The sequence below is a fragment of the Pseudonocardia adelaidensis genome, assembly GCF_039543345.1.
GTDB classification, from domain to species: domain Bacteria; phylum Actinomycetota; class Actinomycetes; order Mycobacteriales; family Pseudonocardiaceae; genus Pseudonocardia; species Pseudonocardia adelaidensis.
The window spans coordinates 52,584-68,498 of the sequence record NZ_BAABJO010000032.1; the positions used below are offsets into that span (position 1 = coordinate 52,584).

General features: G+C 69.0%; 14 protein-coding genes and 1 tRNA gene. 10 read left to right on the forward strand and 5 right to left on the reverse strand.

The annotated features are described in order from the left end of the window. The first annotated feature begins 27 nt into the window (after positions 1–27). On the forward strand, positions 28–1,329 hold the full coding sequence (gene tcmP / locus ABEA81_RS32440; protein ID WP_345610513.1) for a three-Cys-motif partner protein TcmP: 1,302 nt from the start codon (positions 28–30) through the stop codon (positions 1,327–1,329). A 29-nt stretch (positions 1,330–1,358) separates the two neighbouring features. Here tcmP and ABEA81_RS32445 read toward each other — a convergent pair whose 3' ends face one another. Next, entirely contained in the window at positions 1,359–2,120 is a 762-nt protein-coding gene (locus tag ABEA81_RS32445; protein ID WP_345610514.1) for a DUF5131 family protein, read from the reverse strand. Positions 2,121–2,430: 310 nt separating this feature from the next. On the opposite strand from ABEA81_RS32445, the gene ABEA81_RS32450 reads away from it, so the two are divergent. Together ABEA81_RS32450 and ABEA81_RS32455 are read left to right on the forward strand one after the other, a co-directional pair. Then, the gene (locus tag ABEA81_RS32450; protein WP_345610447.1) at positions 2,431–3,366 is read left to right on the forward strand and encodes a hypothetical protein; all 936 of its coding nucleotides are present in this window, start codon (positions 2,431–2,433) and stop codon (positions 3,364–3,366) included. 289 nt (positions 3,367–3,655) lie between these two features. Continuing rightward, the gene (locus ABEA81_RS32455; protein WP_345610448.1) at positions 3,656–4,204 is read left to right on the forward strand and encodes a hypothetical protein; all 549 of its coding nucleotides are present in this window, start codon (positions 3,656–3,658) and stop codon (positions 4,202–4,204) included. A 164-nt stretch (positions 4,205–4,368) separates the two neighbouring features. Here ABEA81_RS32455 and ABEA81_RS32460 read toward each other — a convergent pair whose 3' ends face one another. Continuing rightward, a complete protein-coding gene (locus tag ABEA81_RS32460) occupies positions 4,369–4,935 on the reverse strand; it encodes an NUDIX hydrolase (protein WP_345610449.1) in 567 nt (188 codons plus the stop codon). Positions 4,936–5,129: 194 nt separating this feature from the next. Between ABEA81_RS32460 and ABEA81_RS32465 the strand changes: the two genes are divergently transcribed. Further along, complete coding sequence (locus ABEA81_RS32465) at positions 5,130–6,587, forward strand: ApeA N-terminal domain 1-containing protein (RefSeq protein WP_345610450.1); 1,458 nt, start codon at positions 5,130–5,132, stop codon at positions 6,585–6,587. A 137-nt stretch (positions 6,588–6,724) separates the two neighbouring features. Here the strand turns inward: ABEA81_RS32465 and ABEA81_RS32470 are convergent, their stop codons facing one another. Together ABEA81_RS32470 and ABEA81_RS32475 are read right to left on the reverse strand one after the other, a co-directional pair. Next, positions 6,725–7,993 (reverse strand): site-specific integrase, encoded by a 1,269-nt coding sequence (locus ABEA81_RS32470; protein WP_345610452.1) that lies wholly within the window; start codon positions 7,991–7,993, stop codon positions 6,725–6,727. A gap of 81 nt (positions 7,994–8,074) precedes the next feature. Continuing rightward, a tRNA-Ile gene (locus ABEA81_RS32475) sits at positions 8,075–8,149 on the reverse strand. A gap of 397 nt (positions 8,150–8,546) precedes the next feature. Between ABEA81_RS32475 and ABEA81_RS32480 the strand changes: the two genes are divergently transcribed. The 4 genes from ABEA81_RS32480 to ABEA81_RS32495 all read left to right on the forward strand — a co-directional run bounded on the left by ABEA81_RS32480 (position 8,547) and on the right by ABEA81_RS32495 (position 12,196). Then, positions 8,547–9,194, forward strand: a complete 648-nt coding sequence (locus ABEA81_RS32480; protein ID WP_345610453.1) for an ABC transporter permease — start codon at positions 8,547–8,549, stop codon at positions 9,192–9,194. Beyond that, positions 9,187–10,356 carry an ABC transporter ATP-binding protein gene (locus tag ABEA81_RS32485; protein ID WP_345610454.1) on the forward strand — a complete coding sequence of 390 codons (1,170 nt, stop codon included), beginning with the start codon at positions 9,187–9,189 and terminating at the stop codon, positions 10,354–10,356. Before ABEA81_RS32480 ends, ABEA81_RS32485 begins: the two co-directional genes overlap by 8 nt. Continuing rightward, positions 10,353–11,156, forward strand: a complete 804-nt coding sequence (locus ABEA81_RS32490) for an ABC transporter permease (protein WP_345610456.1) — start codon at positions 10,353–10,355, stop codon at positions 11,154–11,156. Before ABEA81_RS32485 ends, ABEA81_RS32490 begins: the two co-directional genes overlap by 4 nt. Before the next feature lie 107 nt (positions 11,157–11,263). Then, positions 11,264–12,196 carry a glycine betaine ABC transporter substrate-binding protein gene (locus ABEA81_RS32495; protein WP_345610515.1) on the forward strand — a complete coding sequence of 311 codons (933 nt, stop codon included), beginning with the start codon at positions 11,264–11,266 and terminating at the stop codon, positions 12,194–12,196. A gap of 12 nt (positions 12,197–12,208) precedes the next feature. On the opposite strand, the gene ABEA81_RS32500 is transcribed toward ABEA81_RS32495, so the two are convergent. Continuing rightward, positions 12,209–13,189 carry a DoxX family protein gene (locus ABEA81_RS32500; RefSeq protein WP_345610457.1) on the reverse strand — a complete coding sequence of 327 codons (981 nt, stop codon included), beginning with the start codon at positions 13,187–13,189 and terminating at the stop codon, positions 12,209–12,211. A gap of 117 nt (positions 13,190–13,306) precedes the next feature. Here ABEA81_RS32500 and ABEA81_RS32505 point away from each other — a divergent pair, with 117 nt between their 5' ends. Next, complete coding sequence (locus ABEA81_RS32505) at positions 13,307–14,248, forward strand: ROK family protein (RefSeq protein WP_345610516.1); 942 nt, start codon at positions 13,307–13,309, stop codon at positions 14,246–14,248. A gap of 41 nt (positions 14,249–14,289) precedes the next feature. Continuing rightward, a complete protein-coding gene (locus ABEA81_RS32510; protein ID WP_345610459.1) occupies positions 14,290–15,915 on the forward strand; it encodes an alkaline phosphatase D family protein in 1,626 nt (541 codons plus the stop codon).

Below are 15,915 nucleotides of genomic sequence, written 5' to 3' on the forward strand. Positions count from 1 at the left end.
GTTCGCGACACTGGTGGGTGGTGGCCCGTGCCAGCAGGTGCTGAATTCTTCCGAAGACGTCAAGCTGCTGCGGCATTCAAGCACGGGATCTTGTCACGGTATCCGGTGGTGTTCGCGGCGAAGGCGGGCCTGCACACCGCGGGGAACCGCGTGGTGTTCGTCGACGGCTACGCCGGGGCTGGACGCTACGACGACGGTGCCCCCGGGTCACCGCTGCTGTTCATGCAGGCCGCCCAGTCGATGCGCGATCTTCGAGCGGTCAAGGCGGTATTCGTCGAGGCCGACGAGGTCAACTACCAGCACCTCAGCGAGCTGCTGGGCGAGACGGCACCGCCCGACGCGAACTACCTTCCACTCCATGGGGAACTTGGACGGCACCTACCCGCGATACTGCGCGACGCTCGGGGTGCGGCGCTGTTCGTGTTCCTAGACCCCTTCGGCACGGCGCTGGATCGTCACCAGCTGTGCAACTCGCTGCTGACGCAGGCCCGCCGAGAACCGACCGAGGTCCTGCTGCACTTCAGCGTGTCCACGGTCGCCCGGATCGGAGGCCTGGTCCGCAAGGCTCACCGCGCCAACCAACGGCTGACAGCTTCCGAGCGCAAGACCGTCGCTACCGTCGACCGCTTCCTCGGCGGCGACTGGTGGCACGCGACGTTCCGCGAGATCGCCAACGACCATGACGATGGCACCGCCAACCGCGCGGCCATGGAAGTCGCCGACCGCTACTGCCGGGAGATCGGCGAGCAGACCGGGTTCCGCGCGGTCCCGATCCCGGTCCAGCCCGCACCGCACCTGCTGCCCAAGTACGTGCTCGTACTGTTCACTCGCCATCAACACGGCCTATGGCACTTCGCATCCACCCTCGGCCTCGCCGGCCGCGACTGGATGGGCGCCTACCACGCCGCTGAGGCAAAACGGGCTGCGGCCAAGACCGTCGCGTACGAGGAGCGACATGGCCTGGAGCCGCTGTTCGAGTTCCCCGAGCCCGAGTTTGACCCGGACGCATACGAACAGTCGCACCGCGACGAGTGGATCGACACGCTCGCGGAAAACATCGCACGGCTTCCGCAGCAGTACGGCACCTTCCGACCCGTCGACCGCACCATCGAGATCTACGACAGTCTGATGGGCCAGGCTTGGGACAAACACGTGCGGGCCGCGGTGAAGAAGCTCTATGACGCGGGCATCACCACCAACGATGGCAAGAACAAGTTCTGGCTGCGGCCACTCGAGATCGTCGTACCGTCCCAGCACCCCGGACCGTCTCCTGACCAGCCGGTGATCTCCTCGTCCGCTCCAGAGGACGTCCGCCCCGAGTCGGCGTAGCGCAAGCGCGATGCCGGGTTCCTGCGCGGTCAACGACGCGCTGAACTGTGAATCTCGCGCGACGGCATCTCATCCCAGGTGCGGCCGTCGAGCAGCCGACCCCCCGCCTTCGGCGTCGGTCCGCCCCACTGCTTGAAGAAGAAGGGCACACCCGCCGCCCGGCACATGTCCCGCAGTCGCGCCGGCCATGCCGGGTCCATCGGCCTGGCACCAGGCCCGGACTCGCCGCCCACGATGACCCAGCTGATCCCGTCCAGATCGAGCCCGTCGAGCGGGCCGAGCAACGGCTCACACGACAGGAACCGGACCGCGGCCGGGACCTGCCGCAGCTCATCAACACGGTGCGCGACGCCCAGGTTTTCCACCGAGACGCCCATCCACACGTTCTCTGGCCATTGCAGCAGCGAGGCGAGCCGCCGCAGCCTCATCGCCCGTTTGGTGAGCACCTGGTAGGTGTGCTGCGGGGTCGCTGCCATCACCTCGAAGACCCGCGTCACGAACTCCGTGGGGACCCGGGCGTGGAACAAGTCGCTCATCGAGTTTACGAACACCACCCGCGGGTCACGCCAACGCAGCGGCGCCGTGAGCGTCTCTTCATGCACTGTCACGCCGAACCCGGGGCCACTGGTGCGCGGGTCGCCATCGTTCTGATACTTCGCTGAACCCATGCCCTTGAGCCGCCGAGCCAGGGTCAACGCGTAGCAGTGATCGCAACCGGCCGAGACTCGATCGCAGCCGGTGCTCGGGTTCCACGTGACCTCGGTCCACTCAATTCGTGACCGACCGCTCATCACCGTCACCGCCGTTCCTTCTGTGAGCACCGTAGGCGATCACGCCGCACACCTCGATTGCGCCACGCACGCGCCCGCGGGGACTCTGTGGACGCCAGGCGGGCTGCCGGCAGCCTCCCTCCCTTGTCGCTGGGTCACCAGCCTGATGATCCCGTTCGCGCTAGAGCCGGTAGCCGACCGACCCGAACCCGCTTCGGGCGTCCGATCTTCAACGAGCGGCCCACGCAGCGAGCTTCGTACCGGGCCCTAACGCGGGGCGCTCGACTTGCGACTGACTGTGCACCACGTGTGCTGGTGAATGGAGGGGCGCGTGAGTCAAGCACTGGGACGAACGCGCCCACGCGTCGCGAACCTGAACGGTGTCGCGGGCCGTCACGCATCGACGCTGCGTCCCGCCGACGGACCAGCCGCCCCGATCAAGGTGCAGCAGGTACTGGAGGTCGTTGGCCTCTTTCTTGCACCCGCGACAATGGTGACCGCCGTTCTCTACTGGTTCGGTTTCGAGCTGACTGTGGGACGGGTCGGCTGGTTTGGGCTGACCACCGGCGTCCTGGGCTTCTCAACGACCGACTACCTGATCCGCGGCACGGAGGCGGGCGTCGTTCCACTCGTCGTGTTGTTCTTCGCCGTCTTGGTTGGGGTTGCCGCGCACGGCGGGCTGGCCCGCCTCGCCGCTCGCCGCTATGACACACGCTGGTGTCGGCCAGCGCTGGCCATAACGCTCGTGGTGGGCGGACTCCTCTCCGCGGCCGGCTTCGCCGGGGCGTTCATCCCGCTCTCGTTTCCCGCCGACGGCTACCTCACGCCGCCCGCACTGCTCGCAACCGCGCCACTGTTTACTGTGCACGTTGGCCACCTACTACTCGGAGATGTAGATAGACGCTATTTCCGGGCCGCGGCCATTGCAGCCATCGGGCTCGCCGTGCTCGGCGTCTTCTGGGCGACCTCCCTCTATGCCGAAGCGCTAGGCCGCGGCCGAGGACAACAGTTGGCAAACGATCTCGGATCACTGCCGGCGGTCACCGTCTACAGCGAGCGCTCCCTCGCCCTTCACACTGTTCCGAGTAAACCGCTTGCCGCGAGCGAAAGCGGGCGCTACACGCGCCAATACTCCGGCCTGCGGCTGCTCCTCTTCTCCGGAGGGAAGTACTTCCTCCTGCCTGACACGTGGACCCAGGACGGGGGCACGGTCGTGATCCTTGCCGACACCGCGGAGCTACGCGTGGAAATCGGTCCTGGGGGTTGAGATGCATCGTGCAGTGCCTGTGCTACTGATGGCGTTATCGCTCGCATGCGCGTGTGATAACGCCCCCTACGCTTCCACGGAAGATCATTCGCCAATGATAACTCGGGCGAACTCGACTCCTGGAGTAGATGGGTCGGCCGGGATCAGGCAATCGCCTGAGAATGGCGAATCAGACATTGGCGCCGCGACGCCGGGCGACATTGCATCAGGCCGCAACAATTCGCCGCCCCGAAACGACGATTCACCTAGGATTGATCGGTCGGTCGAAGAGGGTGAGCGACCGCCGCCAGTGGAATCCAACAACGTAGCGATAGGCATTGCTGGCCGTGGCGCTAGTAATGACGTTCAATACAATGAGGCGTTTGAGGTCACCGCCAAGGCGCCCGACGTAGTTCGCTCAGTATCCATATCTGACACATCGGTATTCCGCCTCGATCCGACCGACTGTATCGATGCCGCGATCGGCCCGGACTCATCTTGCCTAATCCGCATCTACTGGGCTGCGCCCTCAGTGGGCATTTTTCGCAAAACCGTCGTCGTCGAGGTAGTCGCGGACAGCGGTACTGCATCGAAGACACACGAAATTGTTAGCACGCCACCGGCGACACGTGACCCACACGAAGACTCCGACACTCAGATATCAGTAGACCCGCCGGTCAACAGCAGCCCCGACGTGTCCATGCCGGACGCTTCTGTCTCGGAGGACGGAGGCGAGGCAAACCATTCCGGTGGAGAGATGTCCGGAAAGAACCGCCCCGGCTCCAAGGATGACCAGTCGAACGATACTGGCCCGAACGTTTCCCCGCAGCGCGAAGCCGACTCGGATGAGTCAGGTTGACCGTCGCGGCTCATGCGGCTTCGCCACAAGCTGAACGCCTCTCGCCGGCGCGACGGACGTTCCGATCGCGCCTCGAGCGCCCTGCGAGTCGCTCTCGACGAGATGGCGGCGAACATTGTGGGCCGGACCATGCATGCCCGCAGTTGCTCTCGCTGCTCGAACGCCTAAGACGTCGGCCGCGGGGTGCGGGTGGCCAAGTAGTAGAGCAGCGGGACCAGCGCGCCGCTGCCCAGAAGCTGGCCGCGCCGCGCCAGCTCTGGGATGCGATCGAGGGGCACCCACTCGACGCGGCCCACCTCCTCAGTGTCGGTCGGCTCGCCGACCCGCTCCGCCTGGCGCCACAGGTAGACCGACATATGAGCGGTGGCGTTGCCGGGTAGCGGCTCGAACCCGATCAGCTCCTCCGGAGGGCCGACCGGGGACCAACCCGACTCCTCGAAAGCCTCCCTCACCGCGGTGGCGGCCGGGTCCTCGCCGTCCTCGACCAGCCCGCCGAGCAGCTCGTACCCCCACTGGTCCGTGGGGAAGCGGTAGCGGTGCAGCATGAGCACGGTGTCGGCATCCTCATCGACGATCATGGCGACGGCGATCCGTCCGAAGTGGACAACGTGGTAGTCCCACCGCTCGCCGTTCGGCGCCTCGACGTCGACGAGCCCCAAGCGAACCCACGGGCTGCTCTCGTAGATCGTCTTCTCGCCGAACGTGCGCCACGCTCCATGCTCGTCCGCCACACAGCGCACAGTAGGAGCATCCGGGGCGCGCAGCATCGGATGACTGACCGCGCGGGGCGAGGTCAGCGCAAGATCGCCGATATCGGCGCGAGACCGCAACGGTGCGCTGTGGTACGACGCCACCGACCAGTGAGAACCAAGCTGTCTGCCATCATCTCGCTGGTGATCCGCTGCGGAACCCTGGAGTCGTAGAGGTGCGTGACCGCACGCTGGAAGGGCACTGGTGGTTGCCAGGCCGAGAAGACCACAAGATCGCCGGAATCCTGACCTACGACGGATCCGAGCCGAGTCTGCGGCTCCTGGGCGCCATCAGGGAGTCTGACGAACAGGCGCCCGGCGGCTTGTCGATGGAACCGGCGGCAGATGTTCCACTTATCCGCGGCGCCTGTGACGGCAAGGCAGTGACACTGCTGGACTGTCACGAACGCCGCTTTCGTACCGGGCTCGGTGGGATCGACAGCTGGCGGCAGACGCTGCGTGCCCGGCTCATGCTCGTCGGCGTCTGGCTAGAAGAGCCCGAGGAGCAGTTCTTCGACAGAATCGTCATCGGGATCGATCACCTTCTGCCCTGGTCGAAGGAGTCCGGTCTCGACCGCGGGTTTGAGCAGGTCGACGGCCGCGCTAGCTCAGTCACGGCCAGCTGGAAACAGGTAGAGTCGCTCACAACGCACGTTGAAGGCGCATCGATTCAGCTGCGCCTCAGCGGCTCGACCGGGGAAGACGCCCGCGCTGGCCGCACGGTCGAGTCGATCACGGAGCGAGCCCACCTAGTGGTGACTGTTCCCGGGTCGCGCGGCGCACAGGATTTGATCACGAAGTGGACGAAGCCGTTTCAAGACCTCCTCACCCTGGCTATGGATACGCCCTGCGGCCTGCATGACATCAGCCTGATCCGCACCAAGCCGGCGCAGCCCACGCCTCCCGACACAGACACGACGCCAGCCCACCCCCTGGTGGTGGAGGCATACCTCGCACCGCTCTACAGGGCACAGCCCGACGACAAGGCAGTTGCCAGCCATCGGGCGCTCTTCACACTCAAGGACCTCGCATTCGCTGATCTTCTGCCCAGGTGGTTCAAGGTGATGGATCGCCTCGGGCCCGTGATCGGCATGCTTCTTGGCCAGCGCTACATGGGCAAGTCCTTCGTGGAGAACCGGCTGATCACGGCGGTCGCAGCTGCCGAAGGACTCCACCGTCGGCTGTTGCCCGAGAGTAGGTACGTGTCTCGCGCAGAGTTCGAGACGATGCGGACCGCACTCATCGCGGCGATATCCCCCGAGCACGAGGAGTGGCTCACCAGTCGACTTTGGAACGAGCCGAGTCTCAAGCAGCGGCTGATGCAGCTGGTAGACCGGCTGGGGACCGAGGTTGTCGAGCCATTCATGCCTCGGTCGAACCGGTGGGCGAGAGCGGCCACAGATGCGAGGAACGTGTTGGTGCATCGCTTCGACGTCGATGAGCCTGAGGAGCCGCTCACCGGTCCAGCGATGTATGCCCTTGCAGAGCTGACGGCAGCCGTGATCACCTTGATTCTCCTTAAGGAGATCGGCCTCGACACCTCGCAGCTCACACGCCTCACAAGACAGCATCATTCCTTCCGCTGGCTCCGGGAGAAGGCGCCAGAGCATCTTCCGAAGGTCCTCGCGAGGTAGTGAGAACATAGAACACCTAGGAGGTTCGACCAGCGTCGAGAGGGAAATCCGCCCTACCCACCAGTTTCATTGATTCGGTTGGACCTCGCGCGGGCGGCCGTGAAGACAGCCGCATTCGCGCGTCAGGATCGACTCTGCTAGGTCGTCGGGCGCTTCGGCAGGCGAGACCCGAGCAGCTCCGCGGCTTTCCGGTCCGACGCCGCGACCCATGCCGCGTACACGCGCAGCGTTGTAGCTCCCCCACCGCCATGGCCGAGACGACCGGCGACCGTACGGAGATCGACACCCGCCGAGAGCAGCTCGGTTGCCGAGTAGTGGCGGAGGGCATGCAGGTGCGTGTCGATCCCCAGCCGCTCCGCCATGTCCTTGTAGCGGCTCGACACCGCGTGCGGCGAGTACGGCTTGCTGTGGTCGGGGGCCCTCACGCTCGTGAACACGTACGTCTGCTCCGAGAACGGTCCGCCGAGATCCGCAAGTCGAGCCTGAACCCGAGCCCGGTGCTCGCGCAGGAGTGCCACCGTCTCCGAGTCGAGCGCGATGCGCCGCATCTGGTGGGTCTTGGTGTCCTTCTCGACGCCGACGCCCTTGTGCAGGGTGTAGGCGCGCCGGATCTCGATCGTCTCGCCGTCGAGATCGACATGTCGCCACCGGAGTGCGCACACCTCGCCGCGCCGGATGCCCGTCGTCATGACGAGCCACACCAGCGTTCCCCAGTCGTCGTCCATCTCGAACGCGGCATCGAGCAGGCGGGCGGCGTCGACCGCCGACGGCGGGTCGGGCTCCGGTGCCTTCTGCCGCGGGCGCTGAGCGACCCGTGCGGGGTTCGACGCGATCCACTCCCACCGCAGGGCGGCCGACAGGGCGGCGCTGATGATCGAGTGGATCTGCCGCACCGTGGACGCCGCCATCGGGCGGCAGACATGCGGGCGGCACTTCGTCTTCCCGCAGTCGTGTTCTGCGTCGTCGGAACGATGTTCGACGAACGGGCGGCCGTCGCAGCGCACGCGGCAGCGGCGCAGCTCGCCGTACAGCTTCTCCAGCGTCCGCGCGGTGAGCCGGTCGGCCGCCACGTCGCCCATCGCGGGCACGATCGTGCGGTCGATGTAGCCGACGTACGTGCGCCGCGTCGCGTCCTCCAGCTCGGCCGTCCGCAGCCACTCGGCGAGCACGTAGGAGAGCGCCACCGTGGACGTCGGGGCGCGCTGCGCGTCCACCTCGGCGAGCAGCTTGGTCAGCACCTTCTGCGCGCGCTTCTCGGCAGCCCGGTCCGTGCCCCGCACAGTCTCATTGCGGTACAGGCGGCGGCCGGAGACCGGATCGTCGCCGGCGTAGACACGCACGCGCAGCGAGTTGCCGCGCTTCTCGATCCGGCCCCGCTTGCGGCTCTCAGCGTCCTGACCAGGCATGTTTCGGATGCCACTCGCACCCAAACCCGCACCCGGGCGCTCGAAGTTGATCGTTGGACGACTAAATTAGCTGGTCAGAGGTGGGGCGGGTGGGACTCGAACCCACGACCTGACGGATTATGAGTCCGCTGCTCTAACCAGCTGAGCTACCGCCCCGGCCCAGCGAGGCTACCGAACCCCCGCGGCCACGAGGACCTCAGCCGCCGTGATCGACCAGCACCCGGCTGCCGCTGTCCCCACCCTCCCGCGCCCCGGTCGGTGACCAAGGCGGATGGTCGCTCCCAGAGATCAACTCGCCACCATCTCCCCTTGATCAACGACGCGGGCGGGCGCACAGCGGCCAGGCCGTCGTCACGCGCCCGCGCGTCCGAGCCGGGAAGCACCATGAGCCGCGTTCCCCGCGGTCGGGCGGGCCGGGACCACCGGGCGCGCGGTGACACCGCTCCGAAGCTTGTCCGGCAGGAGCGGTCCGGGCGGCATAGGGTGCCCGCACCGCCGGGCCGAGCCGCGGACGGTGTGCAAGCGGTCGATGAACAGTGGGAGGGGGTCGCGGGTGAGTCTCTGGCAGTACATCGCCGAACGGTGGGACCGGCTGTCGTTGCAGGCCTGGCTGCACGTCAGCGGAGTCGTCCAGTGCACGATCCTCGCGGCGGTGATCGGGGTCGCCGTCGGGATCATGGTGTACCGCAGCCCGGCGGGGTCGGCGATCGCCACGGCCTTGTCCAGCACGGTCCTGACGATCCCGTCCTTCGCCCTGCTGGGCCTGCTGATCCCGATCGTCGGGCTGGGTGTGACGCCCAGCGTCATCGCGCTGACCCTGTACGGCCTGCTGCCGATCGTGCGCAACACGATCGTCGGGCTGGCCGGGGTGGATCCCGCGGTCGCCGACGCCGCGAAGGGCATCGGGATGGGGCGGGCGGGTGTGCTCACCCGCGTCGAGCTGCGCCTCGCGTGGCCCGCGATCCTCACCGGGATGCGCGTCTCGGCGCAGATGCTGATGGGCATCGCGGTGATCGCCGCCTATGCCAAGGGCTTCGGGCTGGGCTCCGAGGTGTTCTCCGGCCTGACGCGCGCCGGCTCGGCCAACTCGCTCAACCAGGCGCTCGCCGGGACGCTCGGCGTCGTCGTCCTCGCCCTGATCCTCGACGGGATCTTCGTGTTGATCTCCCGTCTGACCGTCCCGAGGGGGATCCGTGACTGAGACCATCGAGCAGCCGACGGAACGGGGCGTCTGCGGCGCCGAGATCCGCCTGGACAAGGTGACCAAGAAGTACCCGAACACCTCGGCCCCCGCGGTCGAGGAGTTCACCATGACCATCCCCGCGGGGAAGGTGATCGTGTTCGTCGGCCCGTCGGGCTGCGGCAAGACCACGACCATGCGGATGATCAACCGGATGGTCGAGCCGACGTCCGGCACGATCACCATCGATGGCGAGGACGCGCTGCACATCGACCCCGACCAGCTGCGCCGCACCATCGGCTACGCCATCCAGCAGGCCGGGCTGTTCCCGCACTACACCGTCGCGCAGAACATCGCCGTGGTGCCCGGGCTGCTCAAGTGGGACAAGAAGCGGATCGCCGACCGCGTCGAGGAGATGATGGACCTCGTCGGGCTGGACCCCGCGACGTTCGCCCACCGGCTGCCGCGCCAGCTCTCCGGCGGCCAGCAGCAGCGCGTCGGGGTGGCCCGGGCACTCGCCGCCGACCCACCCGTCCTGCTGATGGACGAGCCGTTCGGTGCCGTCGACCCGATCACCCGCGGCAACCTGCAGGACGAGCTCATGCGCCTGCAGTCCGAGCTGGGCAAGACGATCGTGTTCGTCACGCACGACTTCGACGAGGCCGTGAAGCTCGGCGACAAGATCGCCGTGCTCGGGGACCGCTCGACCATCCAGCAGTACGACACCCCGGACGCGATCCTCGCCAACCCCGCCACCGACACGGTCGCCGGGTTCGTCGGCGCGGGCGCCTCGCTCAAGCAGCTCACCCTGATGCGGGTGCGCGACGTCGAGATCGACACGAGCGAGGTGCTCGCGGTCGGCGACCACGAGCGCCCCGCCGCCGTCGCCGAGAAGCTCGCGAAGGCGGGCCGGACCTATGCACTCGTCCTCGACGCGCGACGGCGCCCGCAGCGCTGGGTGCACGTCCGGGAGCTGCCGGGCAGGCAGTCCCTCGACGGCGTGGGCAAGCCGGTCGGCGACTCCGTGTCGATGCAGTCCACGCTGCAGGACGCGCTGGAGGCGATCCTCACCGAGGGCGGCCGGACGGTCGTCACGGGCAACCGCGGCGAGCTGCTCGGCACGATCGACATCGGCACCGTCACGAGCGTGATCGCGAACGTCCGTGAGGAGCACGGCGCATGACGGCCGCGGTGGAGGGCCTGCCCGGCGTCAGCGGTACGCGGCCGGTCGGGCAGCGACCGAACGTCGCGCTGCGGTCGGACCGGCTGCGGCTGTTCATCCAGCCGGTCGCGGTCGTGCTGATCGTCGGCGCTGTGGTCGTCTGGGCGCTGAGCGGCGAGCTCAGCGCGAACGAGCGGGAGACGCTCAACCTCCCGACGATCCTCGGCCTGACCGGCCAGCACGTGCTGATCACGGTGGTCGTGAGCGCGCTCGTGGTGGTGATCGCGGTGCCGCTCGGCATCGCGCTGACGCGGCCGCGCCTGCGCTGGTTGAGCCCGGTGTTCCTGGCCATCGCGAACATCGGGCAGGCCGCGCCCGCGCTGGGCGTGATCGTGCTGTTCTTCCTGTGGTCCGGGATCGAGGGCCTCTGGGCGGTGGCGATCCCACTGGTCTTCTACACGTTGCTCCCGGTGCTGCGGAACACGATGGTCGGCATCCAACAGGTGGACGCGTCGTTGATCGACGCCGGGCGCGGCATCGGGATGTCCGCATGGGGCGTGCTGATGCGGGTCGAGCTGCCGCTGGCGGTCCCGCTGATCCTGGCCGGCCTGCGGACGGCGCTGGTGCTCGCCGTCGGCACCGCGACCCTGGCCTTCTTCGTCAACGGGGGCGGGCTCGGCGAGCTCATCGACACCGGCTACAAGCTGCAGCTCAACTCCGTCATGTACGTCGGGGCGGCGCTGGCCATCGGGTTGGCGCTGCTCGTCGACTGGGTCGGCGGGATGGCCGAGCGCTGGCTCGCACCGAGGGGGGCGGCATGAGCGAGCTTGCGAGCGAATCAACGTCACAGCGCCCCGCGCGAAGCGCCGGCCGAGCGCAGCGAGGCCGAGCGGTGAGCAGGCCCGCCACGGCGCTGGTGGCCGCCGCGATGCTCGTCCTGTCGAGCTGTGGGCTGAGCCAGAACACCGCGGTCCCGTTCACCGTCACCCCCGGCACCATCGCCCCGGTCCCGGGACTGGAGGACGTGACGATCACGGTGGGGTCCAAGGACTTCACCGAGCAGATCCTCGTCGGGTACATGGCCGAGCTGGCCCTGTCGGCGGCGGGGGCGGACGTGCGGGACCTGACCAACATCCAGGGGTCGTCGAACTCCCGGCTCGCCCTCCAGACCGGGGACATCGATCTGACCTGGGAGTACACCGGGACGGGATGGATCAACTACCTGGGCCACACGGACCCGATCCCCGACGAGCAGGCGCAGTACGAGGCCGTCCGCGACGAGGACCTGCAGAAGAACGGGCTGCGGTGGCTACCGTACTCCCAGCTGAACAACACCTACGCGTTCGGCGTGACGGAGGCCTACGCGCAGGAGCACGGCCTGCGCACGACCTCGGACATGACGGCGTTCCTGCAGCAGAACCCCGACCAGGCCGTGTTCTGCGTGGAGACCGAGTTCGCGAGCAGGCAGGACGGACTGCCGGGGGTGCAGGCGACCTACGGCTTCCCGACCACCGAGGTGAAGACCTTCGGCACCGGCGCCATCTACGCGGGCATCGCGAACGGCACCTGCAACTTCGGTGAGATCTTCACGACCGACGGCCGGATCGCCGGGCTGAACCTGCGCGTGCTGGAGGACGACAAGCGGTTCTTCCCGCAGTACAACATCTGCGTGGTCCTCCGGGAGGAGCTCTACCGGCGCCACCCGGAGATCGAGCAGGTCATGCAGCCCGTCGCGATGGCGTTGAACAACGAGGAGATGATCGAGCTGGGGAAGAAGGTCGACGTGGACGGCGACGACCCCGGCATCGTCGCCCGCAACTGGATGATCTCCAAGGGGTTCATCGGCTCCGACACCGCCTGAGCGGCCCGTCCGTCAGTGGGCGGTGAGGGCGTGGGCGCGCTTGCGCGCGTCCTTGGCCAGCCCGCCGGCCTGGTGGGCGACCTCGCTGCCCACCGCGGAGGCGCGGGCGGCGACGTCGTGGCCGAGCTTGCTCGCCAGCCCTGGGGCCTTGTCCAGCCGCTTCTGCAGGTCGGCCGTCCGCTTCGCGGCGCGCTTCTGCAACTGCGCGCTGCGCTTCGCGGCGGCCTTCTGCAGGTGGGCGCCGCGCTTGTCGGCCATCTTCTGCAGCTTGGCACCGCGCTTCTCCGCCCGCTTGCGGGCCTTGGCGGCGCGCCGCGACACGTCGGCCGCGATCTCCTCCACCCGGGACGTCAGCTCCGAGCCGGCCCGCGACGCGCGTGAGGAGACGGCAGCGCCGGTGGCCGGGGCGAGCCCGGCCAGCCCGGCGGCGAGGCCCGCGACCGTGCCACCTGCCTGGGTCGCGGAGCCGGAGAGCTTGCCGCCCGCGTCGTGCACGACGCCGGTGACGCGCCCGGTGGCGTCGGCCGCGGCGCCGGTCACCGCGCCCGCCTGCATCGCGGCGAGCTTCGCCGCCCTGCGGCCGCGCCACCCGATGGACGGCTTGCCCTCGGTGTCGGCGGCGGCGATCAGCAGGCCACCGAACATGCTGACGTTCTTCAGGAAGTGGATCTGCTGCTCCTGCTTGCGCGCCGGGTCGGTCTCCTCCCAGAACCGGTGGCCGGCCAGGGTGGACGGGACCAGCGTCGCCGCGAGCGCGGTGGCGGCGAGCCGGGGGAACCTGCCGAACGCGAGCATCGTCCCGGCGACGATCTTCACCCCGGCGTCGATCTTGACCAGCATCTCCTCGTCGGGGCGCTGCTGGACCGGGGCGACCTCGACGACCTTGTCGACCGCCGGGGCCACCGCGTCGAGGACGGGCTTGGCGGCCTGCGCGTGCGCCGCCGGGGCCCGGAGGGCGTTGATGCCACCCTGGATGAACAGGGCGGCGAGCATGGGTCGGGCGACTCGTCGAAGGAGCATGTCGAGCGCATCCCCGCGAAAGACCGTGTCCAAACGCCGGATCGACCGTTCGCTGTATCGATCAATCGGTGGTGACATCATGCGAGGGTGATGACCCCCAGGCTGGCCATCGGGCTCGACATCGGCGGCACCAAGATCGCGGGTGCGGTCGTCGACGAGCACGGCACGGTGGTGGCGGAGCTCGTGGAGCCGACTCCGGAGGAGTCCGACGCCGAGTCGGTCACGGCCGTGCTGCTCTCGCTGATCGAACGGCTCAGGGCGGACCACGACGTCGTCACGATCGGGGTCGGCGCCGCGGGGATCGTCGAGTGGCCCGCGGGCAGGATGCTGTGGGCCCCGAACAACGCCTACCGCGACTGGCCCGTACGCGAGCAGCTGGAGAAGGTCACCAACCTCCCGGTCACCGTCGACAACGACGCCAACGTCGCCGCGCTGGCCGAGGCCCGGCTCGGGGAGCCGTACCCGAACATGGTGCTGGTGACGGTCGGCACCGGCATCGGCGGCGGACTGGTGATGGACGGCGGGATCTACCGCGGGCCCACCGGCCTCGGCGCCGAGCTGGGCCACATCATCCTCAACCCGGACGGCCCGCGCTGCGGCTGCGGCAACCACGGTTGCTTCGAGGCGTTCGCGTCGGGCACGGCACTGACGCGAATGGCGCGCGAGGCCGCCGAGGACGACCCGGACGGCCTGATCGCCCGGATCGGCGCCGACGACGGCGAGGTCACGGGGCACACCGTACTGAAGGCCGTGCACCAGGGCGACGAGGTCGCGAAGGCGCTGTTCGCCCGGCTCGGCCGCTGGCTGGGAGTCGGTATCGCGTCGCTGGCGAACATCTTCGAGGTCGACGCCGTGGTCGTCGGGGGCGGGCTGGTCGAGACCGGCGAGCTGCTGCTCGGGCCCGCCCGGGCCACGGCGCGCGAGTACGCCTACGCCCCCACCGCTCGCGGCGTCCCGCCCGTCGTCCCGGCGACGTTCGGCGGCGACGCGGGCAAGATCGGCGCGGCCCTGCTCGCGCTCGACCACGCCTGAGGCGGACGGCGACGCGCCTGGTCACTCACTAGGGTGGTGCCGTGCCCCTGGTCCTCGGCCCTGTGCTGCGCCATGTCGGTGAGACGACGGCGTCGATCTGGGTCCAGACCGAGCGGGCGGCCACGGTGTCGGTGCTCGGGTGCAGCGCACGGACGTTCGAGGTGGCCGGGCACCACTACGCGCTCGTGCCGGTCACCGGGCTCGAGCCGGGTGACCGGGTTGCCTACGAGGTGGAGGTCGACGGCGAGCGGGTCTGGCCGCCTGCCACGAGCCCGTTCCCGCCGAGCGTCATCCGCACGCGCGGGGGCGGCGAGGCGCGGCAGCGGGTCGTCTTCGGGTCGTGCCGCTACGCCAAGGTGGTCGACCAGAAGCTCTCGGCCGAGCTCGGCATCGACGCGCTCGACGCGTACGCGGCGCGCATGGCGAACCTGCCGCACGAGGAGTGGGCCGACACGCTCCTGCTGCTCGGCGACCAGGTGTACGCCGACGAGCTGACGCCCCGCAACCGCCGCCGGATCGCCGTGCGGTCGGACCGGCACCCGGACTGGCCGGACGACGAGATCGTCGGCTTCGACGAGTACGTGGGGCTCTACGGCGACTCGTGGACCGACCCGGAGATCCGCTGGCTGCTGTCCACGGTGCCCACCGCGATGATCTTCGACGACCACGACGTGCGCGACGACTGGAACACCTCGGCCAGCTGGCGTGCCGAGATGCAGGAGAAGCCGTGGTGGCGCGAGCGGATCCGCGCCGCGCTCGCCTCCTACTGGGTGTACCAGCACATCGGCAACCTGGCTCCGGACGACCTCGCCTCGGACGCCGACTACCGCAAGGTCGTGGAGCACGGCGGCGACACGTGGCCGCTGCTGGTGGAGCTCGCCGACCGGGCGGACACCGAGACCGACGGCGAGAAGGGCGCGCGGTTCAGCTTCCGCTGGGACCTCGGGCGAAGCCGCCTGCTGATGATCGACTCCCGGAACGGCCGGATCCTCGAGGGTGGCCGGCACCTCATGCTGGGCGAGTCCGAGTTCTCGTGGCTCGAAGACCAGGCCGCGGCCGCGGGCGACGTCGACCACCTCCTGATCGCGACGTCGGTGCCGTGGCTGCTGCCGCACGCGATCGGCGACCTCGAGACCGTCAACGAGATCGCCGCGGCCCGCCCCGGCCGGCGGGGGCGGATCGCCGAGAGCGTCCGCCGGGCCGCCGACCTCGAGCACTGGGCGGCGTTCCGCACCTCGTTCGACCGGTTGACGGCGATGATCGGCCGCGCGGCCGGGAGCGGGGTCGCCACCGTGAGCGTGCTGTCCGGCGACGTCCACCACAGCTATGCCGCGCTGGCCGACCTGCCGGGGGCACCGCCCGCCCGGGTCCACCAGCTCACCTGCTCCCCGGTGCACAACAAGATCCACTGGTTCGTGCGGCCGGGGTTCCGGCTCGCGTGGTCCCGCGCCGCCCGCCGCTTCGCCGAGCGGTGGGCGCTGCGCGCCGGTGCCGCGCCCAAGCCGCTGTCGTGGCGGCGCCTGCTCGGACCGCTGTTCGGAAACACGATCGCCACGCTCGACCTGCACGGGCGTCGCGCGGAAGCGATCTTCGAGCAACCGCGCTCGTCCGCGTCGCTCGTCGAGCGCGCCCGCCTCGACCTCACGAGCACCGACCTCACGAGATGA